Origin of the sequence: uncultured Leifsonia sp., from assembly GCF_945957465.1 — a bacterium.
Taxonomy (GTDB): domain Bacteria; phylum Actinomycetota; class Actinomycetes; order Actinomycetales; family Microbacteriaceae; genus Leifsonia.
Genome location: NZ_CAMFLC010000036.1, coordinates 1 through 23,475, shown reverse-complemented (window position 1 = coordinate 23,475; position 23,475 = coordinate 1). Strand labels below are relative to the sequence as shown.

Annotated in this window: 14 protein-coding genes and 1 tRNA gene; 8 read left to right on the top strand and 7 right to left on the bottom strand. The window is 71.4% G+C overall.

The window, feature by feature from the left end; all coding sequences use genetic code 11:
• Nucleotides 1-15 precede the first annotated feature (15 nt).
• Nucleotides 16-3,354 carry an ATP-dependent DNA helicase gene (locus Q0Q23_RS14800; RefSeq protein WP_295125563.1) on the top strand — a complete coding sequence of 1,113 codons (3,339 nt, stop codon included), beginning with the start codon at nucleotides 16-18 and terminating at the stop codon, nucleotides 3,352-3,354.
• 73 nt (nucleotides 3,355-3,427) lie between these two features.
• Here the strand turns inward: Q0Q23_RS14800 and Q0Q23_RS14795 are convergent, their stop codons facing one another.
• Nucleotides 3,428-4,477 carry a phosphotransferase gene (locus Q0Q23_RS14795; protein WP_295125560.1) on the bottom strand — a complete coding sequence of 350 codons (1,050 nt, stop codon included), beginning with the start codon at nucleotides 4,475-4,477 and terminating at the stop codon, nucleotides 3,428-3,430.
• 79 nt (nucleotides 4,478-4,556) lie between these two features.
• Here Q0Q23_RS14795 and nudC point away from each other — a divergent pair, with 79 nt between their 5' ends.
• Both nudC and Q0Q23_RS14785 read left to right on the top strand, forming a co-directional pair.
• Entirely contained in the window at nucleotides 4,557-5,579 is a 1,023-nt protein-coding gene (gene nudC, locus Q0Q23_RS14790) for an NAD(+) diphosphatase (protein ID WP_295125557.1), read from the top strand.
• 30 nt (nucleotides 5,580-5,609) lie between these two features.
• Nucleotides 5,610-7,370: an ATP-dependent helicase gene (locus tag Q0Q23_RS14785; RefSeq protein WP_295125554.1), complete on the top strand. Its 1,761-nt coding sequence runs from the start codon at nucleotides 5,610-5,612 to the stop codon at nucleotides 7,368-7,370.
• Nucleotides 7,371-8,324: 954 nt separating this feature from the next.
• Here Q0Q23_RS14785 and Q0Q23_RS14780 read toward each other — a convergent pair.
• Nucleotides 8,325-9,668, bottom strand: a complete 1,344-nt coding sequence (locus Q0Q23_RS14780) for a zinc-dependent metalloprotease (protein ID WP_295125551.1) — start codon at nucleotides 9,666-9,668, stop codon at nucleotides 8,325-8,327.
• 162 nt (nucleotides 9,669-9,830) lie between these two features.
• Here Q0Q23_RS14780 and Q0Q23_RS14775 point away from each other — a divergent pair, with 162 nt between their 5' ends.
• The 4 genes from Q0Q23_RS14775 (at nucleotide 9,831) to Q0Q23_RS14760 (ending at nucleotide 15,926) form a co-directional block, all read left to right on the top strand.
• Complete coding sequence (locus tag Q0Q23_RS14775; protein WP_295125588.1) at nucleotides 9,831-10,964, top strand: PDZ domain-containing protein; 1,134 nt, start codon at nucleotides 9,831-9,833, stop codon at nucleotides 10,962-10,964.
• Between the two features lie 118 nt (nucleotides 10,965-11,082).
• Nucleotides 11,083-14,046 carry a UPF0182 family protein gene (locus Q0Q23_RS14770; RefSeq protein ID WP_295125548.1) on the top strand — a complete coding sequence of 988 codons (2,964 nt, stop codon included), beginning with the start codon at nucleotides 11,083-11,085 and terminating at the stop codon, nucleotides 14,044-14,046.
• A gap of 162 nt (nucleotides 14,047-14,208) precedes the next feature.
• On the top strand, nucleotides 14,209-15,417 hold the full coding sequence (locus tag Q0Q23_RS14765; protein ID WP_295125544.1) for an ROK family transcriptional regulator: 1,209 nt from the start codon (nucleotides 14,209-14,211) through the stop codon (nucleotides 15,415-15,417).
• Nucleotides 15,417-15,926, top strand: coding sequence for a hypothetical protein (locus tag Q0Q23_RS14760; protein WP_295125541.1), 510 nt, complete (start codon nucleotides 15,417-15,419; stop codon nucleotides 15,924-15,926). The genes Q0Q23_RS14765 and Q0Q23_RS14760 overlap by 1 nt, the downstream gene beginning before the upstream one ends.
• Here Q0Q23_RS14760 and Q0Q23_RS14755 read toward each other — a convergent pair.
• The gene (locus Q0Q23_RS14755) at nucleotides 15,910-17,049 is read right to left on the bottom strand and encodes an ROK family transcriptional regulator (RefSeq protein WP_295125537.1); all 1,140 of its coding nucleotides are present in this window, start codon (nucleotides 17,047-17,049) and stop codon (nucleotides 15,910-15,912) included. The genes Q0Q23_RS14760 and Q0Q23_RS14755 overlap by 17 nt on opposite strands.
• 70 nt (nucleotides 17,050-17,119) lie before the next feature.
• Between Q0Q23_RS14755 and Q0Q23_RS14750 the strand changes: the two genes are divergently transcribed.
• A complete protein-coding gene (locus Q0Q23_RS14750; RefSeq protein ID WP_295125534.1) occupies nucleotides 17,120-17,647 on the top strand; it encodes an isochorismatase family protein in 528 nt (175 codons plus the stop codon).
• Nucleotides 17,648-17,677: 30 nt separating this feature from the next.
• On the opposite strand, the gene Q0Q23_RS14745 is transcribed toward Q0Q23_RS14750, so the two are convergent.
• The 4 genes from Q0Q23_RS14745 to Q0Q23_RS14730 form a co-directional block, all read right to left on the bottom strand.
• Entirely contained in the window at nucleotides 17,678-21,085 is a 3,408-nt protein-coding gene (locus Q0Q23_RS14745) for an ATP-binding protein (RefSeq protein ID WP_295125529.1), read from the bottom strand.
• A complete protein-coding gene (locus tag Q0Q23_RS14740; protein ID WP_295125525.1) occupies nucleotides 21,082-21,777 on the bottom strand; it encodes a DUF4194 domain-containing protein in 696 nt (231 codons plus the stop codon). Before Q0Q23_RS14740 ends, Q0Q23_RS14745 begins: the two co-directional genes overlap by 4 nt.
• The gene (locus Q0Q23_RS14735) at nucleotides 21,774-23,270 is read right to left on the bottom strand and encodes a DUF3375 family protein (protein ID WP_295125522.1); all 1,497 of its coding nucleotides are present in this window, start codon (nucleotides 23,268-23,270) and stop codon (nucleotides 21,774-21,776) included. Before Q0Q23_RS14735 ends, Q0Q23_RS14740 begins: the two co-directional genes overlap by 4 nt.
• Nucleotides 23,271-23,374: 104 nt before the next feature.
• Nucleotides 23,375-23,451, bottom strand: a tRNA-Met gene (locus tag Q0Q23_RS14730).
• Nucleotides 23,452-23,475 lie beyond the last annotated feature (24 nt).

The following is a 23,475-nucleotide window of genomic DNA, read 5'->3' as shown; positions in this document are numbered from 1 at the left end:
GGAAGGCGATCGGCCATGAACGACGACGGACTTCTGGACCTCGCCGATCAGCCCGGGGTCGCCGACGAGCGGGCAGGCCTCGATCTCGTCGAGTTGGCGTTCGCGGCAGCGGCAGAAGACACGGCGCCGACGCGCCCCTCCCGCCGGCTGAGCGCCGCGGAGATCGCCGAGGCGCTGGGCCTGCCGCGTCCGACATCGCAACAGGAGGCGGTGATCGAGGCGCCGCTCGCGCCGGCGATCGTCGTCGCGGGGGCCGGCAGCGGCAAGACCGAGACGATGGCGAATCGCGTGGTCTGGCTGCTCGCCAACGGCCTTGTGCGGGTCCCGGAGATCCTGGGACTGACGTTCACCCGCAAGGCGGCCGGCGAGCTCGCCGAGCGCGTGCGGCGCCGCATCGAGCAGCTGGCCGCCTCCGGCCTGACGGATGTCGTCTTCGATCCGTTCGACGCCCCGGAGATCGCCACCTACAACGCCTTCGCCAACGCGATCTTCCGCGAGAACGCCCTCCTGATCGGCCGTGAGCCGGAGTCGGCGGTGCTCAGCGAGGCGTCCGCCTGGCAGCTCGCCCGCCGTGTCGTCGTCGCCAGCTCGGACGACCGGCTGGTCGAGCTCGACAAGAGCGTCGATGCGGTCACCACCGCCGTGCTCGAGCTCAGCCGCGCTCTGAGCGAGAACGTCGCCGACGCCCGTGACGTGCACCGGATGATCGAGGGCTTCGGCGGCCTGCTCGAGCTGCCGACCGGCAGCGCACGCGTCAAGGACGCCTACGCCTCCGTGCGCGCGGCGGTCGCCGCGGTCGGCTCGCTGCCCCCGCTGCTCGACCTGGCCGAGCGGTTCGCCGACGAGAAGCGCCGCCGCGGGTTCGTGGAGTACTCGGACCAGGTCGCACTGGCCCTCTCGGTGTGCGAACGCATCCCTGCCGTGGTCGACGACTACCGCCGGCGCTACCGGGTCGTCCTGCTCGATGAGTATCAGGACACCTCTGTGGTGCAGACGCGGCTGCTCGCCGCGCTGTTCGCCGGCGAGGCCGTCATGGCGGTGGGCGACCCGCATCAGTCGATCTACGGCTGGCGCGGCGCGAGCGCCGCCAACCTCGGTCGGTTCCCCGTGGACTTCGGCGGAGGCCGGGACGGTGCGGCGTCCTATGCCTTGAGCACCAGCTGGCGGAACCCGACGCGGGTGCTCGACGCGGCGAACACCCTCGTCGCACCGCTTTCGGCCGGGTCGCCGGTGCAGGTGGAGCAGTTGCAGCCGCGCCCCGGGGCGGCGGCCGGCGAGCTCGACCACGTGTTCGAGCAGACCGTGGAGGACGAAGCGGCGGCGATCGCCGAGTGGTTGCGCGCACGGCTGGCCCGACGTGATCGCACCGGCCGGCCTCCGTCGGCCGCGCTGCTCTGCCGCTCGATCAAGAAGATCGACGCGTTCACCGGTGCGCTCGCCGAGCGCGGGGTGCCCTATCACGTGCTCGGTCTCGGCGGCCTGCTGGAGCAGCCCGTCGTCGCCGACCTGGTCAGTGCCCTGCGGGTCATGCACGACCCCACCGCCGGCTCCGAGCTGATCCGGCTCCTGACCGGGGCGCGCTGGCGCATCGGCCCGCGCGACATCGCGGCGCTGCGTCGGGTCGCGAGCTGGCTGGCCGCCCGCGACCATCGCTTCCAGACCCTCGACCCGGAGGTCCGCGAGCGATTGCGAGGATCGGTCGTGGCCGAGGAGTCGGCGTCCCTCGTCGATGCGCTCGACTTCGTGGTGGAGGCCCCGGACGGTCACGGCCAGCTGGCCGGGTTCAGCCCCGTCGGGCTGGAGCGTCTTCGCTCCGCAGGACGTCAACTCGACCAGCTGCGGTCGCACTCCGGCCTCGACCTCCTCGATCTGGTCACGCTCGTGCAGCAGGAGTTGCGACTCGACATCGAGGTCGCGGCGAACGAGTCGGCGCAGCTCGGACAGGCGTCGCTCGACGCCTTCGCCGAGCAGGTGGCCTCGTACCTCGCCAGCGACGACCGGGCGACGCTCGGCTCTTTCCTCGCCTGGCTCGCCGAGGCCGAGCAGCGCGACAACCTCGCGCCACGCAGCGAGGACCCCGAGCCGGGCACGGTTCAGATCCTCACCATCCACGGTGCGAAAGGGCTGGAGTGGGACGTCGTCGCGGTGCCGCGGCTCGTCGACGGCGAGCTGCCGGGGCCGCCCCAGAGCAAGCGCGGCTGGCTGGCGTTCGGCCAGCTGCCGAACGAGTTCCGGGGCGACTCGGCCGAACTGCCCGTTCTGCCGTGGCGCACCGCGGAGGACCAGAAGCAGGTCGACGAAGCGATCTCGGACTTCGAAGCCGCGAATGTGAGCCGACACCTCGACGAGCAGCGCCGCTTGATCTATGTGGCCGTGACGCGGGCGCGCGAGAGCCTTCTGCTGAGCGGCTCGTACTGGTCGACGCAGTCGCGTCCGCGCGGGCCCGGCGCCTACCTGCTCGAACTGCAGCAGGCGGGTCTGCTGCCGCCCGACGCGTTCCCGGCGTGCGACGACGTGGACGAGAACCCGCTCGCACCCGAGTCGCGTACCGTCGTGTGGCCGCTCGATCCACTGGGCCCGCGCCGCACCCGGGTGGAGGCCGCTGCCGAGGCGGTCCGCGCTGCACGTGAGCGCGGCCCGGGAGACGGCGGGGTCTACGCCCTGGACGTCGACCTGCTGCTCGCCGAGCGCGCCCGCCGGGAGGCCGAGGACGGCCTCGTCGAGCTGCCGACGCGGATCCCCGCCTCGCGGTTCAAAGACTTCGTGAGCGACCCGGCGGGTGTCGCGGGCCGGCTGCGCCGGCCGATGCCCGAACGGCCGTACCGGCAGACGCGTCTCGGTACGCTCTTCCACCGCTGGGTCGAAGAGCGCTACGGCGTGCCGGGCGGGGCCTCCGACGTGCTCGACTCGGCCGCGACAGAACTGGACGATCCCGCCGGCGAGCTGCTCGGCGCCGAGGCCCTGGCCGACCTGCAGGCGACGTTCGCGGCGAGCGAGTGGGCCGCGAGGGCGCCGCAGGAGGTCGAGCTCGAGATCCACGTGACACTGGCCGGGCAGGTCGTCGTCTGCAAGCTCGATGCGGTGTACGCACTCGGGCCGGACGACGGCGACGGCGAGCACGATGTGCAGATCGTCGACTGGAAGACCGGCAAGGCGCCGCGCGACGACGACGACCTGGAGCGCAAGCAGCTGCAGCTCGCCCTGTATCGCCTCGCCTATGCCCGTCACGCGGGAATCGACCCGGGACGCATCGACGCGGTCTTCTACTTCGTGGCCGACGACCGCGTGATCCGCCCGCGTCGCCTGTACTCGGAGGACGAGCTCGCGGAGTTGTGGGCCGCCGCGACCCGCTGACGCTCGTGCCCCTCACGAGGAAGGTGGCCGCGCGGCGGGAGGGGAGCGGTGAGGAGCTGAGGTGAGGGGGCGGTCAGCCGGCGGCGGAGTCGTCGACCGGGCGCATGCCGCCCGGCCGGACGGCTGCGCGGTCTCCGGGTGTGCGGTCGAGCATGGCCTCGACGTCGTCGATCGCCATGATCGGCCCGGTCGCCGTCGACAGCGGCGTGACGGCGTTGCTGTGGACCCGGTCGACCAGGCCGTCGAGCATCTGCACCGCGTCGTCCACGATGCTCTGGTCGCGCAGCTCGCGGCCGTGCAGCAGCCAGCGCGCGACCTCCAGCTCGGCGTACAGCATCGCACGCTGGGTGAACTGACGGTCGGTGGCGACCTGGCGGGTGGACGCATAGGCGATCAGCGCGCCGTCCGTGGCCTCCGGGTTCATCGCCAGCAACCAGTGCAGGTCACGCGCAGGGTCGCCGACGCGGAGCGCGGACCAGCCGAGGACGGCGTCGACCGTCTCGCCCTCGATGAGGAACGAGTCCGCAGACAGCGCGCCGTTGATCACGGTCGGCTGGAACTGCCAGATCGAGTGGTCGGCGACGGCGTCGCGCCAGCGCTCGCGCAGGGCAGCGGGCAGCTTTCCGGTCGCGGCGGCCGACTCGATGAGCGCGGCCGTCGACGAGAGGCACTCGGCCGCCGAGAGCACGGGGAGACCCGCCTCGCCGACGAAGCTGGTGGGGAGGGTGTGGATGGCCGCGATGGCGTGGCCGATCGAGCCGGCCAGCCCGTCGCCCGGCGGAACGTCTTCGACCGCGACGTGCTCGCCGGGAAGGAAGTCGTAGACGATCGCGCGGGTGCCCCCGACGGGTGTCTGGCCCAGGTAGGTGGGCACGTCGAACGGCAGCCGGCTGCGGATTCCGGTCGTGAGAGCGCGCAGCGCGACGAGGTCGGAGCTCTGCTCCGTCTCGGCCGCCTGAGTGAGCGGCACCCGCACGATTCGCTCGCTGCCGTCCGGCGACGTGAGCACCGCGGAGTCGAACTCGCCTGCGCCGTCGGCGGAGTGACCACGGGCACCGGAGACGGTGAGGTCGGGCACGGCCGAGCTGGCCAGCGCGGCTAGAGTGAGAGGGGATCTGGCCATGGACCTAGGCTAAATGGACTTCCCCGCGTGGGTCGTTCCGCCACGCCTTGCAATCCGCTCTGCCCCCGAAGGGATCTCGATGTCGTCCGCTCCGACGTCCGCGCTGCCGCTCGCCGCGCTCCCGCTCTCGCGTCACGCGATCGACCGCGACCACGCCGCGCGTTCCCGGCCCGCTCTGTTCGACGAGCTGTGGGAGGAGCCGACCACGCGCGTCCTCGCGCTCTGGAAGGGCCGTGCCCTCCTCACGCCGGAGAGCGTCGCAGCGGCGACGCCCGCCTCCGACGGCTGGAGCGCTCCCGGCGCCGGACCCGCCGCCCTCGACCTGCTGCCCGTGGAGCGGGTGACCGCTGCGCTGCTCCGCGTCTACCTGGGACGCACGCTGGTGGACGCGCCGGGCGAACCGGCCGGCTCGGCCGTCGTCCTCGAGGTGCTCACGGATGCCGCCGCGGCCGAGCTGGAGCCGGACGAGGCACGCTGGGGCAACCTGCGCACGGTCGCCACCGCTCTCAGCGACCGCGACGCCGGGCTGTTCACCGAGGCCCTCGCGATCGCGAACTGGCATGCGTCCCACACGCACTGCCCGCGATGCGGAACCCCCACCGTCGTCGAGCAGGCGGGCTGGGTCCGCCGCTGCTTCGAAGACGGCTCGGAAGTGTTCCCGCGCACCGACCCCGCCGTGATCGTCACCGTGCTCGATGCGGACGACCGGCTGCTGCTCGGGTCGAACGCGATGTGGGAGAACTCCCGGTATTCGCTGCTCGCCGGCTTCGTGGAGCCCGGCGAGTCGTTCGAGTCCGCCGTCGAGCGCGAGATCTTCGAGGAGGCGGGCGTCCGGGTCGTCGACGCCCGCTACAAGGGCTCGCAGCCCTGGCCGTTCCCGGCGTCCGTGATGGTGGGCATGTCGGCGCGTCTGGCCGACGACCAGCCGCCGGCAGCGCTGGCGCCCGACGGTGAGGAGATCCTCGACCTGCGCTGGTTCAGTCGCGTCGAGCTGTGGGAGGCGCGCGACCAGGTGATCCTGCCCGGGCGGTCGTCGATCGCGCGCGCACTGATCGAGGACTGGTACGGCGGATCGCTCGACGAGCCGCCGGCCGCCCCGTGAGCGACGGCCGTCGTGAGTGACAGTCGCCCCGTGAGTACGGGTGGTGCGCCGGGGGAGGCGCGCGCCTCCGGTCCGGAGGCCCTCCTCGCGGGCCTGGACGCGCAGCAGCGCGTCGCGGCCGAGGCGCTCTTCGGGCCGGTGTGCGTGCTCGCCGGCGCCGGGACAGGCAAGACCCGGGCGATCACGCACCGCATCGCCTACGGGGTCGCTTCCGGCGCCTTCACGCCCAACCGTGTCATGGCACTGACGTTCACCAACCGGGCGGCGGCCGAGCTGCGCGGGCGGCTGCGTCAACTCGGCGCCGGAGGCGTCGCGGCTCGCACGTTCCACGCGGCGGCCCTGGCGCAGCTCAACTACTTCTGGCCGCAGGTCGTCGGCGGTCAGCTCCCGAGCGTGCTCGACGGCAAGGGCCGCGTCCTCGGCCACGCCGCCGAGAAGCTGGGAGTGCGAGTGGACACGGCGACCCTGCGCGACGTCGCCGCCGAGATCGAGTGGCGCAAGGTGTCCGGCCTCGGCCTGGAGGAGTACGCCGCCGCCCTGGGCTCGCGTCCGTTGCCCGGCACCCTGACGGCGGACACGCTGATCGACCTCCACCGCACGTACGAGGAGCTCAAGGACGAGCGCAAGCAGATCGACTTCGAGGACGTGCTGCTCGTCTGCGCCGGGATGATCGAGTCCGAGCCGTCGGTCGCGATGCAGGTGCGTGAGCAGTACCGCTTCTTCGTCGTCGACGAGTATCAGGACGTCTCGCCGTTGCAGCACCAGCTGCTCGGCCTCTGGCTCGGCACGCGACGCGACCTGTGCGTCGTGGGCGATGCCAGTCAGACGATCTACTCGTTCGCGGGTGCTCGGAGCGAGTACCTCCTCGATTTCGAGCGCGAGCACCCGGGGGCGACCGTTGTGCGGCTGGAGCAGAACTACCGGTCGGTACCGCCGGTGGTCGACACTGCGAACCGGCTCATGCGCGGGCGTTCGGGCGCTCTCACCTTGCACGCCGTCCAGGACGCTCGCCCGGGTGACGGGGTTCCGCCTCCCGACTCGTTCGAGGACGACCGCGCTGAGGCGCGCGCCGTGGCGGACAGGATCGCCCAGGAGCTCGCAGCGGGAGCCCGACCCGAGAGCATCGCGGTGCTCTATCGGGTCAACGTCCAGGCCGCCGCTCTCGAACAGGCGCTCGGCGACCTCGGCATCAGCTACCAGTTGCGCGGCTCCAAGCGCTTCTTCGACCTCCCGGAGGTGCGGCAGGCGATCATGACGCTCCGTGCCGCCAGCGTGGCCGCCACCGACGAGCCGCTGTTCAAATCGGTGAGCGACGTCCTGCGCACGCTCGGCTGGTCGGTGCGGCCGCCTGAGGGCCGCGGGGCGGTGCGCGAGCGCTGGGAGTCGCTGAACGCGATCATGGGACTGGTCGACGAGATGCCGGAGGGAGCGACCTTCCGGCGGTTCACGGACGAGCTGCTGGCGCGTCAGGCCGGCCAGCATGAGCCCACGCTGTCGGCCGTGACTCTGGCCACCCTGCACGCGGCCAAGGGCCTCGAGTGGGACTCCGTGCACCTGGTCGGGCTCTCCGAGGGACTCGTGCCGATCAGCTACGCCTCCACCTTCGAGCAGGTCGACGAGGAGCGCCGCCTGCTCTATGTCGGCATCACGCGCGCCCGGCGTCGCCTGCGGCTGAGCTGGGCGCAGCGGAGCAACCAGCCGGGCCGTCCGAGCTCTCGGCAGCCGTCCCGGTTCCTCGCCGAGCTGGCACCGCCGCGAGCGACGCCTCGCTCGGAGCTTCCGGCGGAGTGAGATCCGCCGGAGCACGGCAGAGCGGAGTCAAGCACCCGCATTCGGAATGCGGCTCCCAGCCGATCTCCGTCCAACGCGCGCTGGCGGCGTCGTAGCGGCAGGCCGTAGCCGTTGCGGTCGGCACATCGTGGCCGGCCGCCGGCGACCGAGGGTCCCGGGGCGCGTCGATCGCGGCGAGCACGAGTGCCGCGGCCGAGGAGGCGACGGCCCCGCAGACCAGTTCCGACTCGCCGGGCGCCGGGCGCGTGTGCAGCTGAGCCGCCAAGGCGGGCCATGCCGGGTCCCGGTCGCGGCGATGCAGGTCGAGGCAGCGCAGACACGCGGTCTCGCCCGGCCGCACGAGCGGCCCGACGGTCGCCCCTGCGTCGCCGAACACGACCGCCAGATGCGGGATGTCGCGGCGCAGCCACCGCTGATGACGGTGCGGCGCAACCGCGAACGACGCGATCACGACCGCCGCCGCGGCGTCGTCGACCGCGGGATCGTCGGCGGAGAGGCCGCTTCGCGCGTCGACCCCGGCCTCCCGCAGCAGGGAGAGGATGCGCGCTGCCGTCGGCCCGGAACCGTCGAGCACGACGATCGGATCGCGTGCCCCCGGATCGCTCCGACCCGGGCCGTGGGCGAGGACGGGCTCCAGCTGCGCGATCAGGGCATCGGCGGCGTCCGGACCCGCGCCCGCGCTACGTGCGATGAGCCGGAGGGCGCCGAGGGCGACGCCGCCGGCCAGCGCGGAGACCATCCGTTCGCCTGCGGCGTCGAGCGGATCGAGCACGAGACGCGGACGCTCCACGCCGAACTGGAGGGCGTGCGGCGAACGCCACACGCGGGGGATCGTGGGATCGAGCTGGTAGACCATCCGGTCATCCTGCCGGGCCGCCGACGCCGATCAGGCGTTATCCACAGACAAGCGGGAGCGGGGGCCGCCGTCCACAGGTGTCGTGCCGATCGGACCGGTCATTCCTCCGTCGGCCGCTCGCCGTCGCCTCGCAGCAGGTCTTCGAGCGCCTGGTCGAACTCGTCGCGCTCCGGCTCCTGTCCCGAGGCCGCGGCGGTGAGCCGGGCGACGAGCGCCGACGGGTCGTCGAGGTCGGCGGCTTGGGGGAGGAGATCGGGGTGCGACCAGAGCCCGTCGCGGGCCTCCTGGCCGACCGCGTCGGTGACGGCCTGCCACATCGCCGCCGCGTCGCGCAGCCGCCGGGGACGCAGTTCGAGGCCGACGAGCGTGGCGAAGGCCGACTCCGCCGGGCCGCCCGCGGCACGGCGACGGCGCACGGTCTCCGCGATCGCGTCGGCCTTCGGGAGCAGGCGCGTCGCTGCGGCCGTGACCACGTCGACCCATCCTTCGACCAGGGCGAGCACGGTCTCCAGCCGCTCCAGGGCCTCCTGCTGCTCCTCGGTCTTGGGCGGGATCAAAGCGCCGGAGACCATGGCCTCGCGCAGCTCCTCGGGGTTGGACGGGTCGAAGCTCTCGGCGAGCGACTCGAGGCGGTCGGTGTCGATCGTGATGCCGCGGGCGAACGCGGTGATCTGCGTGATGAGTTGGAGGCGGAGCCACTTGGCGTGCCGGAACAGCCGTGCGTGCGCGAGCTCGCGGACCGCCAGATACAGCTGCACCTGGTCGAGCGGGATGTCGAGGCCGTCGCCGAACTCGGCCACGTTCTGCGGGATGAGCGCCGCCGCGCCGTCGGCGAGCAGCGGGATGCCGATGTCGCCCCCCGAGACGACCTCCTTCGAGAGCTGGCCGACCACGTGGCCCAGCTGCATCGCGAAGAGGGCACCGCCCACCGAGCGCATCACCTGGCCGGCATTCTGGATCATGCCCTGCATCTCCTCCGGCGCCTGCTCGGTGAGAACGCGGGTGAGGGCGTCGGAGATGCTGAGGGCGACGGGTTCGGCCAGCTGCGTCCACAGCGGCATCGTCTGTCGGGCCCACTCGGCGCGGCCGATCAGCTCGGGCGGCGCCGAGAGCCCGGCGACTGTCGTGGCCTCGTCGAGCCAGAGCGCCGCGACGTTGAACGCCTGATCGAGGGCGGAGCGCTCGGCCGGCGTGACGGCGTGGGCACCCTCGCCGGCGAGCGTGCGCGCCTGCTGGGCCGCCAGGTCCCAGTTGATTCCGCCCCCCGGGTTCAGGAGGGCGTTCTGCAGCTGACCCAGCAGCTGCTGGATCGCGGCGGGATCGTTCGGGAGGCCCGCCGCTCCGGCGAGCTGGCTCGGGTCGATCGAGGAGTCGCCCGACAGGAACTCGCGGAGCATGTCCCGGAACTCGTCGTCCGGTTCCTTGTTCGGATCGTCGGCCATGGTGCGCCCCTCGTCTCGAATGGATTGCGCCGTCGATTACGGCTTTCCAGGCTTGGGATCTACGCTAGCCCGTGATCGTCGTGAGCCGGGTGAGAATCGGCTCGGGCCGGGCCGTGTGCTGTGCGCCCGTGGCGAACACCACCGAAGGGACTGCACGTGACGTTGTTCACCGACGACGACCGACCGGAGACGCCCGTCGAGGGCGAGCGGGTGGCACCCTCCCGCCGGGTGATCGCCGGATGGGTCTCGATCGGCGTGGCCGTCGTGCTCGCCCTGGTCCTCGCCCTCGTCCCCGCACCGTTCGTCATCGAGCAGCCGGGGCCGGTCTACAACACCCTCGGCACCGACCAGGCGGTCGGGTCGCAGCCGTCGGCGGACGCCAAGCAGCTCATCACCATCCCGAGCCGGACCACCTATCCGACGGCGGGTTCTCTCGACCTGCTGACGGTGTCGGTCGTCGGCAACCCGGACCAGCGGCCGAGCTGGTTTGACATCGTCGGCGCCTGGTTCGATCCGAGCCGTGCCGTGCAGCCGATCGACGAGGTCTTCCCTCCCGGGACGACCACCGAGCAGTCCAACGCCGCCAACGCGGCCCTCATGGTGGACTCGCAGCAGGACGCGATCGCCGCAGCTCTCAACGAGCTGGGGTACCGGTTCCCGCAGAACGTCGAGGTCAAGCAGCTGATCACCGGCAGTCCCGCGGCGAAGGTGCTGAAGACCGGCGACGAGATCACCAGCGTGAACGGCACGACGGTCACCAGCGTCGCCGAGCTGCGCAGTGCGGTGACCGCCAACGGCGCCGGCAAACCGGCCGAGATCGGCATCGTGCGCGACGGCGCAGCCTCGACCGTCGAGATCACGCCGGAGAAGATGCAGGGACAGGTCGTCCTGGGCATCGGAGCCGGGATGGAATACAGCTTCCCGTTCGATGTGAACATCCAGCTCAACAACGTCGGCGGCCCGAGCGCCGGCCAGATGTTCGCCCTGGGGATCATCGACAAGCTGACCCCCGGCAAGCTCAACGGAGGCAAGAAGGTCGCGGGCACCGGCACCATCGACAACACCGGCACCATCGGGCCGATCGGCGGGATCCGGCAGAAGATGTTCGCGGCGCGCGACAGCGGCGGGGCGAGCTACTTCCTCGCACCGGCGTCGAACTGCGACGAGGTCACCGGCCATGTTCCATCCGGCCTCCACGTCTTCGCGGTGAACACGCTCGCCGACTCGCTCGCCGTGCTGAAGGCCGTGAGCAGCGGTTCGAGCACCACCGGGCTGCCGACCTGCCCCGCCTCCTGACCCCGCTCGCCGTCCACCGGACGTTCGCCCTCCTCACCGCCGGGCCGCAGCGTTCTCCAAGCGAGGGCCACCTAGGATGGTTCTCTGAGTCACCCCACGGAGAGCAAGAGGGCCACACGTGAGTTCAACCGCTGCAGTTCGACCCCCGGGACGCCGTCGGGCGGCCATCTGGATCACGCTGGGCGTGATCGTGGCGCTGATCATCCTGTTCTTCGTCTTCGCGGGGCTGTACGCCGACATCCTGTGGTACCAGCAGCTCGGATTCCTCACCGTGCTCACCACTCAGTGGCTGGCCGGCGCCGCGATGTTCTTCATCGGCTTCTTCGCCATGGCCGTCCCGCTCTGGCTGTCCATCCAGCTCGCCTACCGGCTGCGGCCGGTGTACGCCAAGCTGAACACCCAGCTCGACCGCTACCAGCAGGTGATCGAGCCGCTCCGCCGGCTCGCGATGTACGGCATCCCGATCGTCTTCGGCATCTTCGCGGGCGTCTCGTCCGCGAGCCGATGGCAGGCCGCGGCGATGTGGCTGAACGGCACGTCGTACGGCAAGACCGACCCGCTGTTCCACCTCGACATCGGGTTCTATCTGTTCGCCCTGCCGTTCTACCGCAGCGCCGTCGCTTTCGCCTCCGCCGTCGTGCTGATCTCGCTGCTGGCGACGCTCGCAACCTGCTACCTGTACGGCTCCATCCGCATCAGCGGTCGCGAGGTGCGCATCTCGCGTGCGGCGCGGGTCCAGATCGCGGTGATCGCGGCCCTCTACCTGCTGCTCCAGGGCATCAGCATCTGGCTCGACCGCTACGGTGCCGTCACCGATTCGAACGTCAACGACATGATCAACGGCGCCGCCTACACCGACGTGAACGCGTCCATTCCGGGCAAGGCCATCCTCGCCGGGGCCGCGATCTTCGTGGCGATCCTCTTCCTGATCACCGCGTTCAGCGGACGCTGGCGGTTCCCGGTGGTCGGCACCGCCCTCCTGGTCGTCGCCGCGCTCGTCGTCGGCGCGATCTACCCGTGGGTCGTCCAGCGCTTCCAGGTCGACCCCAGCCAGAAGACGCTGGAGACGCCGTACATCCAGGACTCGATCGACGCCACGCGCGACGCGTACGGGCTCAGCGACGTCCAGGTGATCCCGTACGACGCGACCACGAACGCGCAGGCCGGTGCGCTCCGTCAGGACGCGCAGACCACCGCGCAGATCCGCATCATGGATCCGGCCGTGATCAGCCCGTCGTTCCAGCAGCTGCAGCAGTTCCGGCAGTACTACTCGTTCCCGCGCAACCTGAACGTCGACCGCTACCGCATCAACGGCAGCGAGCAGGACGCCGTCGTCTCCGTCCGCGAGCTGAACCAGTCCGGCCTCACGAGCCGCAGCTGGTTCAACGACACCGTCGTCTACACCCACGGCTACGGGATGGTCGCCGCCTACGGCAACCAGCGCTCCAGCGACGGCCAGCCGGTCTTCCTGGAGTCGGGCATCCCCACCACCGGCACGCTCGGCACCTATGAGCCGCGGGTGTACTTCGGTCAGCAGTCGCCGACGTACTCGATCGTCGGCGCTCCGAAGGGCGCCAAGTCCGTCGAGCTCGACTATCCGGGCGGCAGCGACAACGCCCAGCAGACCTACACCACCTTCTCGGGCAACGGCGGCCCGAAGCTCGACAACATCTTCAAGCGCCTGGTCTACGCGCTGAAGTTCCAGGACGAGCAGATCGTCCTGTCCGACGCGGTGAACAGCGACTCGCAGATCCTCTACGACCGCGACCCGATCAAGCGCGTGCAGAAGGTTGCGCCCTACCTCACGCTCGACTCGCAGGCCTACCCGGCGGTCATCGACGGCCGCATCAAGTGGGTCATCGACGGCTATACCACGAGCGACCAGTACCCGTACTCGCACGTCGGCAGCCTGACCGACGCCATCGCGGACACCGAGACGCCGAAGCCGGCCTACGCCTTCGACAACATCAACTACATCCGCAACTCGGTGAAGGCCACGGTGGACGCCTACGACGGCTCGGTACAGCTGTACGCGTGGGACGCCAAAGACCCGGTGCTGAAGACCTGGGAGAAGATCTTCCCCGCCACCGTGAAGCCGATCAGCGACATGAGCGCGCAGCTCCTCAGCCACGTGCGCTACCCGGCCGACCTGTTCAAGGTCCAGCGGGCCGTGCTCGGCCAGTACCACGTCACCGACGCCGGGTCGTTCTACTCGCGCGACGATGCGTGGACGACGCCGAACGACCCCACGTCGTCGCCGTCGGATCCGACGCTCCAGCCTCCGTACTATCTGACGATGCAGATGCCGGGGCAGGAGAAGCCGTCGTTCTCGCTGTACTCGACCTTCATCCCGCAGGCGTCGAGTGAGTCCAGCAGATCCGTGCTCAAGGGCTATTTCGCAGTGGACGCCGATGCGGGCTCGACGAAGGGCAAAGTGGCGTCCGGATACGGCGAACTCAGACTTCTGTCCCTGCCGTCGAGCGACACCATACCCGGGCCGGGTCAGGTGCAGAACACCTTCAACTCCGACCCGACGGTGTCGCAGGAGCTGAACCTGCTGAGACAGGGCAAGACCGATGTGATCAATGGAAACCTCCTGACCCTGCCGGTCGGCGGCGGCCTGCTCTACGTGCAACCGGTCTACGTCAAGTCGACGGGTGAGACGAGCTACCCGATCCTGCAGAAGGTGCTCGTCGCCTTCGGTGACAAGATCGCCTTCGAGGACACGCTCGATCAGGCGCTGGATTCGCTGTTCGGGGGCGACTCGGGAGCCAGCGCGGGGGACAACAACGTCCCCGCGACCGGCGGTGGTGGCACTTCGGGTGGCACCGGCGGCACGGGTACGGGATCGGGGACCGGCTCGGGAACGGGCAGCGGGACCGGCTCGGGTTCCGGGTCGACCTCCGGCCAGAACAACCCTGCGCTCCAGCAGGCGCTCCAGCAGGCGAAGCAGGCGCTCAGCGACCGCGAGGCCGCCCTGAAGGCGGGGGACTGGGCGGCGTACGGTGCCGCGGACGCTCGCCTGCAGGCGGCGCTGCAGGCCGCGATCGCCGCGGAAGGATCGGGGTCGAGCTCCAAGTAGCCCGACTGCGCAGAGCGGCCCGCACCGTGATGGTGCGGGCCGCTCGTGTATGTTCAGCGGCCGTGCAAAGTGACCCGTCCGACTCTGCACGTTCTCGAAATCAGCGAGGTTCGCTCGAAAAACCACTTGCGCAAACTTTGATTGTCTACTTTACTAACAAACATGCTCGTTGACGAAGCGCGCCGCTCAGGCCCCGCCGAACGATCCGCCGATGCCCGCGCCGCGGGGGTCGACGGGCCCCTGGTCCCGGGGCGGGCGCTGCGCCCTCGCACCAAGGTTCTCCCCGAGCACGCACGCCATCACAATCGCTCCCTCGTCCTGCAGTCGCTGTACCGCGAGGGGCAGGCGAGCCGGGCCGATTTGGCGAGGGAGACAGGGCTCACCCGGGTCACGATCTCGGATCTCGTCGGCGAGCTGATCGCCGAGGGGCTCGTGATCGAACTCGGCCAGCGCGGCGAGGCCCGGCCGGGCAAGCCCGCCGTGCTCCTCGACGTCAACCGGTCGGCGATCCAGATCGTGGGCGTGGACCTCAGCGAGCACGCCGTCTTCCGCGGCGCCGTCCTCGACATGGACGGCCAGGTGCTGCGTGCGCTGGAGGTCTCACTCGCCGGCAGCCGCGGCGACGACGCGACCGCGAAGGTCCTGGCGCTCGTGGATGGACTCGTCGAGGCTGCGACCGCTCCACTCCTCGGGATCGGTGTCGGCTCCCCCGGCATCGTGGACGCGACGGGCACCGTCGTGGCCGCACCCAACCTGGGGTGGACGGACGAACCGCTCCAGCGGATGATCGCCGAGCGGACCGGACTGCCGGTGTTCGTCGCGAACGACGCCAACGTCGCCGTGCTGGCGGAGCACGGCTTCGCCGATGCGCACGGCGACATGATGCTCGTGAAGGTCGGCCATGGTGTCGGCTCCGGGCTGCTCGTCGCGGGAGCGCTGGTCTTCGGCAGCCGCTTCGCGGCCGGCGAAATCGGCCAGGTGATGGTCGGCACCGACGACGGCTCGGAGGGGCCGTACGACCGCGAGAAATGCCTCGAGGCGTGGCTCGCGGTCCCACGGCTCGAGTCCAAGGTCGCCGCAGCGGCCGTCGCGGGCCGCCCCGTCGAGCCGGTCCTCCGCGAAGCCGGTCAGCGGCTGGGGGTGGCGCTCGCGCCCATCGTCGGCGCGCTGAACCTGTCGGAGGTCGTGCTGAGCGGGCCGGAAGAACTGCTCGCGGGTGTTCTGATCGACGCGCTGGGCGAGACGCTCCGCAACCGCACGATGGCCGGCTTCCACTCCGACGTCACGCTCCGTATGACCAGCCAGGGCCGGGACATCGTGCTGCGCGGCTGCGTGGTGATGGTGCTCTCGGCCCAGCTCGGGGTCTCCTGATGACCCTCCTGGCGGAGCCGATCGTTCACTCCGTGGACGAGGCCAGGTTCGACCGGGCGCCCAGGCCGTTCCGGTTCGGCGCCGGCGTCCTCGACAGGCTGCACGCGTTCCGTGGCCGCTGCACGGTCGTGCGGCTGGCGACCCTGAGCAACGAACGGCTGGCCGTGCCGCGGTGGTACACGCTGGCCGAAGCGTGGGCTGAGCCGGGATCGGCCGAGGCGACCCGCTGGACGGACAACCCCGTGATCCACGTGGGGCCGTCCGATCCGGCGGAGCTGGTGCTGGCGACCGGGACACCGGTGATCGTCGTCGGCGTCGCCATCTCGACGGCGGCGTGGCAACGGGCCGTCGTGGACGCGGTGCGGTCGGCCTGCGAGCGCGTCCTGGTCGTCGACATGGCCGTGTCGCCGACAGGCGCACCAGCGCCCGGCTACGCCGACGTGCAGACCTTCGGGCACCACCGCGAACACGGTGCGGAGCTCGTGCGCCTGCTCAGCGCGCCCAGCTGACGCCGAGCGTCGACTGCAGGGCGTACTGCGCCGCGCCACGGAACGGCTGTTCGAGCGCGGTCTTGGCGTACCGGAAGCTGAGCGGCATGGCTGCGCGGACCGGGTGTCGCGCCGCCTCCGAACGCACGTGGCCGATGAAGTCCGCGCCGAGCTTGGGCGCGGCGCCGCCGAGCACGACGTTCGGCACGTCGAGCGCCGCGCCGACCATGAGCAGGGCGCGCGCGAGCGCCCGTGCGCCCGAGGCGATCCGCTCGCGGGACTCGGGAAGCGCGGCGAGCGCGGCGACGTCCACCGCCTCCAGATCGGCGCCGTGGGGGAGGCCGAGCAGGCTCGTGACCGACACCACCTCTTCGAGGCAGCCCCGGTTGCCGCACGCGCACACAGGGGCGTCATCGCCGAACAGCACAGGGACGTGCCCGATTTCGCCTGCGCGATGGGAGGCGCCGGCGAGCACCGCGCCGTCGACGATCACGGCGGCGCCCACGCCGGTGCTGAGCGAGACGAACAGCTGGTTGGCCCCGAACTCGTCGGAGACCGAGTAATCGGCGATGGCTTCCGCGTCGGCATCGTTGACGAGCTTCACCGGTGCCGAGACGATCCCGCCGAGCTCGCGGCCGAGGTCGACGTCGACCCAGCCCAGCTGGACGCTCTCGCGGATCAGGTCGCCGTCGGCGATACCGGGCACCTGGACTCCCACAGCGGCCACGCGCGCCGTCGTCGCAGCGGCCAGCCGGCGGACGACCGTGCGGACGTCGTCGAGCGTCGCGGTGGTCGCCGTGCGGTGTGCGACGCTCGTGACGACATCGCCCAGCAGGTCGACGACCGCCCCGCGGACCAGCCCCGGCTGGACGATCACCGACAGGAGGACGTTGTGCTCGGCATCGACGCGCAGCGTCGTGGCGCGTTTGCCTCCCGTGCTCTCGGCGAGGCGGCCCTCGATGACCAGACCGTCGGCGATGAGCCCGGCCAGCAACGACGAGACCGTCGCGGAGGTCAGGCCCGTGCGGCGGGCGATGGCGGCCCGTGTCGCGAGCCCGTCGCCCGACAGAACGAGCTGGAGCGCAGTGGTCAGATTGCGCTCGCGCACGGCGGACTGCGTCGCCTTGCCGTGTTCGTCTCCCACTGTCCTCCCTCGAGACCCTCGGCTCTCCCTCGACGCCCCCGGTTTACGACCCTAGCGAATGCGGCGCATCATGGAGCGCATGGGATACGGCCTCATCCTCGTCGACGTGCAGCGCAACATGCTGGAAGGGCAGGGCGCGGTGGTCGGAGCGGCCGGCTTCCGGGCGCTGCTCTCGGGTCTGCTCGACGCCGCCAGGGACGCCGACGCGGCGATCATCCACGTGAAGAACGATGGCCGGTCGGGCGATCCGGACGAGCCGGGGACCGACGGCTGGGAGCTGGAGTTCACACCGCTGCCCGGCGAGCCCGTGGTGCGCAAGAACGCCGCCAACACCTTCGAGTCGAACCCCGCCCTCGCCGACGTGCTGCGGGCGATGGGCGTCGACACCGTCGTGGTGGCGGGGCTGCAGAGTGAGCTGTGCGTGCAGGCAACCGCCCTCGGGGCACTCGAACGCGGCTTCGATGTCATCGTGCCGGCCGGTGCGCACACGACCTACGACGACGTCGAGCCGGCGGCCGTCGTCGTCGAGCGCGTCACGCTCGAGCTCATCGCGGCCGGCGTGGAGGTGCCGGAGCTCGACGAGGTGTCGTTCGGCTGATCGCCGAGAGTGCTCGAACCGTCGCGGCGCTCACTCCACCAGCAGGGCCAGACGCTCACCCTCCAGCGCTTCGCGGATGCTCAGCGAGTAGATGCGCGAGAAACCGGGCCGGCCCGGGTCGCCCGTGATGTACGCGACGGATTCGACGTGCTCTTCGAACGCGTTGACCTTGTCGCGCGGGGCGCCGACGATCAGCTGGAAGCCGAGCCCGCGGAAGGCGGCGAGCGCGCGCCCGGTGTACTCGTTGTCGGCCTTGACGAAGCCCTCGTCGAGGACGATCGGAGCGTAGGTCGGGATGGCGTCGGTTCCGTCGCCGAGCCGATACCGCAGCGCCGCCCCGAGGACGAACGCGATGAGCTCCTGGCCTTCGCCGCCCGACTTGCCCGCGACGCCCTCGTGGACGATCTGGGTTCCGTCGACGCGTGTCTCGATCGCGCGGAACTGGTAGTGCTCGCGGGCGTCCAGCACCCGCCGCCGCCACGCTTCTCCGGCACGAGAGCGCTCCTCCAGCCGGGACAGGTCGCGCCGGAGGTCGAGGAAGTCGCGCTCGATCGCCGCGGCGTCCCTCCGCTCGGCGGCGGTGCGGCCGGTCGTGTGCCGGCGCAGTGTGCGTGTGAACTCGTGGAGGTCGCTGTTGGAGACCGGCCGCGGCTCGATGTCGAGCGTCGACCCCTCGCGGAACTCGATCCCGCGCAGCGCGTTGGAGATCGGCCGCACCCCGCGACGGATCGCGTGTCCGTCCTCCTCGATCTGCGTGAGCAACGCACGCAGGCTGTCGCCCATGCTCGCTCCGGCCTTGACCAGCCAGTCGGCTTTCGAGCGCGGGAGGTCGTCGTCGACGAGCACACGGTGGATGGCCAGGACGGCGGGGAGGCTGTCGATGGTCGCGTCGATCTCGGCCGACGGATCCAGGTCGCGATAGCGCTCGAACGTGACCACGAGCAGCTCGGCGAGGTGCTCGGCGCTCCGCTGGTGCGCGTCGATCTGGTCGCGCAGGGCGGCGAGCGCTTCGGCGTACCGGCGGTCGACGTCGGCCGGCTGGCGGGGAGCGCTGAACGGGAGCGTACCGAGCAGCAGGCGCTCCTCGGGAGTGAGCGGGCTGTTCCGCTCCAGGGTGTCTGCGACGCTGTCCTCGATGTCGATGAGGTCCGCGTGCTCCGACTCCAGCTCGTCGAGCCCGGCCTGCAGAGCAGCCCCGCGCTTAGCGGCGTCGATGCGGTCGCGGTCGAGCTGCTCCGCCTCGTCCTGCAGCGCCGTCGCCTCGGGGTGCTCGACGGCGACGCGGTCGAGCTGCTCGGCGAGCTCCGCGACACGCGACCGGTGAGGGGAGACCTCGATGGACTCCCACGCCAGCGCGCGAACAGCTGCGAGGGCTTCAGCGCGGCTGCGCGCGCGGCCGTGCTCGGCCTCTGCCCTGTCGGACGCGGCCCTGGCCGCCGTCAGCTCGGCCTCCAATCCGGTCAGCCGGTCGCTGAGCTCCTGGATGCGGGGCGTGTTGTCGAGCCCGATCCAGGAGGCGCTGCGACGGTCGTCCTTGATGACGCGGCCGCGGGCGGCGGAGCGCATGCCGGCACGGGTCACCGCGGCGGACACGCCGGCTGGGCGCGGTGCGTCGAGTTCGTCGGGGGACTCCACGCAGAGCACGCTGCGGTCGCGCACCAGCTCGTCGTGCAGCCAGCCCCAGTACCGGCTCGCCTCGTCGAAGTGCAGCAAGGCGGGGACGGTCCGGTCGATCGGGTCGAGTTCCGGCCCGCGCCCGGCGACGGCCGGGACGAGGACCACCCTGCCGCGCATGTCGCCGTCATTGACGAACCGGCGTACCGCCTCGAAGCTGCGCTCGTCGACGATGAGATGCGTGGCCGTCTCGCCGAGGACGGCCTCGACCGCCCTGCTCCAGTCGCGACGGCCGGGGGCGACTTCGAACAGCTCGCCGGCGTACGGCAGGCTCTCGGCGGAAAGGCCCACCGCGGCGGCGATCCGCCGGCGACGTTCGTCCGCCTCGGCCGGCACGTTGCTGCGGCGCTGCTCGTACGACCGCTTCTCGGCTGTGACCGCGGCGATCGCCTTTTTGACGACGTCGACGCGGCCGGCCAGCTCGTAGCGCTCGGTCTTGCTGTCGTCGTCGGTCGCGAGGGTCGATAGCAGCCCCTGCGCCTGCGCCTGACGCTCTGCGAGCTGTTCCGCGGACTCGGGGGCCTCCAGGCCGGCTCGGTCGAAGAGCGCGTCCGCGGCGGCCCGCTCGCGGGCCTGAGCCGCCAGGATGCGTTCGGCCAGGTCGAGTTCGCGTCGCAGGGCGACCGACGGGTCACCGCCGAGCGCGGCCAGCCGGGCCTGGGCGTCCTGGTGAGCGCGGTGGGCCGTGTGCTCGTCGGCTTCGGCGGCGCGGCGCAGCGCCTCCTGCCCGCGCTTGCGCTCCCGGACCGCGTCCACCTGCGCGGCGACCCAGTCGCGGACCTGCTCGGCGAGCCACACGCGCAGGCGCGGGTCGTGCTCGCCGTCCGCCGCGGTCAGCAGCCTGCGCTTGCCGGTGGCGTCATCGGCGGCGGCCGACAGCTGTTCCGCGCGTGCCGGCACGTCGGCCAGCACCTCGAGCTTGCGTCGCGTGGTCTCGAAGACGTCGTAGAGGGCGGAGGCCTCCCGATAGCTGCTGAGCGTCGTCTCCCACCGCGACAGGGCACGCGGCTCGGTCAGGACGAAGTTCTTGAACAGCTCGTCGATCGAGAAGACGCCTTTGGACGCCTGCGCGCGGCGGAGGAGGGTCAGCGCCTTCAACTGCGACTCGTCGCTCCCGCCGATGCCCAGTTCCTCGCAGAGCCGTACGCGCAACTCCGGCTGGGACGAGGTGACCAGGTCGCGCTCGGGATGCACCAGGCGGCCGAGGGACGCCCGGGTCAACGGCGACGAGCTGCCCGGCTCCTGCACCAGCTCGTTGAGCCGGGCGAGAGGGAACTCGCCGTGCGCCAGGAGGTAGACGGTCGCGGTGGTGACCTCGTCCTGCGTGGAGGTGTCCGGCCCGATCCAGGCCAGGCGTGCGGCCGTGATCGTCTCGCCCAGCTCCGTGCGCCAGGTGATCGCCGCTCCGCTGGGGAACGCCGTGCCGAGCGGCCGCAGGAAATGCGTGGTGGTCGTGTCGGAGCCGGCGTCTTTGACCTCGTCCGTCTTGCCGCGCGCGTAGCTGTAGACCGTGCGCTCCGAGCGCTGCCGGGAGTCGTCGCGCGCCGCGCGGTTGAACTCCTGGGGGTTCGGCATGATGACGGCCGACATGGCGTCGAGCACCGTCGATTTGCCACGCCCGGTCGGGCCGAGGATCGCGATGCCTCCGCGTCCCACCGGCATGCGGTGCAGGCCGTCATAGCCTCCCCAGTTCAGCAACTGGACGAGCTCGATGCGGAACTGGCCGCGGCGGAGCAGGCCGTCGTCTTCGGGCAGGTCGTTCACTCGTCGTCCTCCTCGGCCGTGGTGCCGTCCTCGCCCGTGTCGCCCGTATCGCCTGGGGGAGCGTCCTCACCGGCGGCCGCGAGGAACGTCCGCTCGAGGTGCCGCAGCTCGTCGGCGCCGATCAACGGCACCACCGCCGGCGACACCACGAAGAGGTCGGGATCCTCCGGTGCCGGAGTCAGCAGCTCGAGACGGTCCAGGGCAGCGATCGCGGCCCGGATCCTCCGGTCGACGCGGACTTCGTCGTGCGAGGAGTCGCCCTGGAAGCGGCTGAGGAACTCGGCGACGTGGTCACGCGTCACCGTGACCGGCTCGTCCTGCGCGTCGGTGTACGCATGCTCCTGGCGAAGCATCACCAGCAGCAGCGACGCGTCGCGCGAGAGCGGCTTCTCGCGGCGGAGCAGGACGGGGACGCCGTCCTCGCCGCTCTGCCGTTTGAAGGCCACCTCGTGCGCGAGGTCGAGGTGCAGTGTCAGGAAGAGCTCGTCGAGGCGGGCGCGGATGTCGGCCTCGTGGTCGATCAGGCCGCGCCACGCCTCCGGCTGCTTCGAGCGTGTCACGAACCGGCTGGTCAGGAGCGTGACCAGGGCGATGCGCGCCTCGCGGGGGAGGAGATCGCCCGTCGGCGGGTCTCCGAAGGCGTCCGCCCTATCGGTGCCGGCCGCTTCGGCCGCAGCGTGTTCGCCTGTCACAGGCCGTCCGCCTCCCGGTCGGCCGCGTCCCGTCCGAAGACGAGGAGCGGCATGGTCACTTCGCGCGCGCCGGCCGCGACGTCGAGCGGCACGGTCTGCACGCCGTCGGCCACCGCGCCGAGCTCGGCGCCGAGCTCGATCAGGCTGACCGCGAGCCCGAGCCTCCGGTACTCCGGCGGAGTCGCCGCATAGACATCGGCGCCCGTGACGGTCTCCGCGTCCGAGAGCAGTGAATCGATCGTCTCGCGCACCGCGGCGGCGCTCGTCCCGACCGCCAGCCGGAGGGCATCCCGTTCGTCGGCCGGCAGCGGGTCGTCGTTCTCGGTGATCGCCACGCCGACCTCCGGTCGCCCCCGGTCGCGCCAGAGTTGCGCCTGGGTCACGTCGACAAGGTCCCAGCCGCCGATGCCGAGCACGTCGCCGTCGACGAGCGCGGGGCCGGGCCGGCGTTCGGCCCAGAGCGCTCCGGCATCCACGGCGCGTGCCGCGAGGGCGAGCAGCCGGGAATGCCGGTCGGAGCCGCCTCGGCTGAGGAACCGCCGCAACGACGACGTCCAGCGCACGTAGGTCTCCTGCACGCTCTGCTCTTCGGCGAGCAGCGACGTGATCAACGTCTCCAGCTGCGTCCGCTGCCGCTCGGTCAGCTCGGCGACCCCGGTGGGGCGCGCGAGGACGCGCTCGATGTCGGCCCTCATGGTCTCCAGCTCGCGCGAGGACAGCATCGCCGCGAAGCCGCGGTACGCGCGGCCCTCCGGCGTCTGCTCGAGGAGGTCGTTGTCGCGCAGGAACCGGTCGACGAGCGCGCCCTTGCCGATGGTCCGCGATGAGGCCGCCCGCGCCACCGCGCGGTGCCGTTGCTCGACCATCGCCCCGAGCTGACGGAAGTCCTCCGGCAGGGTAGCCGTCAGTCGCAGCACCTCGCGCACCTGCCGCGACACGGTCTCGGGCCCCGCCACAGACGGGCCGTGCTCGGCGATGTCGTCCCTGCGTCGCTGCAGTTCCGCGATCTCGCGGTCGAGCCGTTCGAGCTGGGACTCGGCGCTCGGATCGGTGAGAGCGGCCAGCTGATGGACGGCGTGGGCGATGCTCGCGAAGCGGGCCTCCGAGACCGCACTGTCCGGTTCCGCCAGTTCGCGCACGATCCGCAGCGCCTGCAACGAGTACTGCGAGAGCCGGTAGCGGGCACGGCCCTCGCCGGCGCCGGCGCGGGTGCGGACCAGCCACCTGCTGTCGACCCAGCTGCGGCAGTACTCGGCGGGGGAGGTGCGCGTCGTGTCCGGTTCCGCCGGCTCGCGATCGATCTCGAGCTCCTCGAGGGCTTCCGCCACCTTCTGGTGGAACCAGTCCGCCGAGACGGTGCCGTCGGTGTCTTCGAGATGGCGCGAGAACAGGGGAAGCACCCAGCGGCCGTTGTAGCTGCGCAGCAGCGCCCAGGTGGGATGGTCCTCCCAGACCGCGGCGACGCGCGTGCCGTCGAGGGCCTCGTCCATCATCCTCCGCTGGAAAGCTCCGCCTGGCCGGCTCGCGCGGGAGACAGGCTGCACCTGAAATGAAAATCGGCCCGGACCTGGGGATTTCTCCTCAAGTCCGGGCCAGTTGGTTGCGGGGGCAGGATTTGAACCTACGACCTCTGGGTTATGAGCCCAGCGAGCTACCGAGCTGCTCCACCCCGCGGCACAAGAAATGACTCTAGCACGG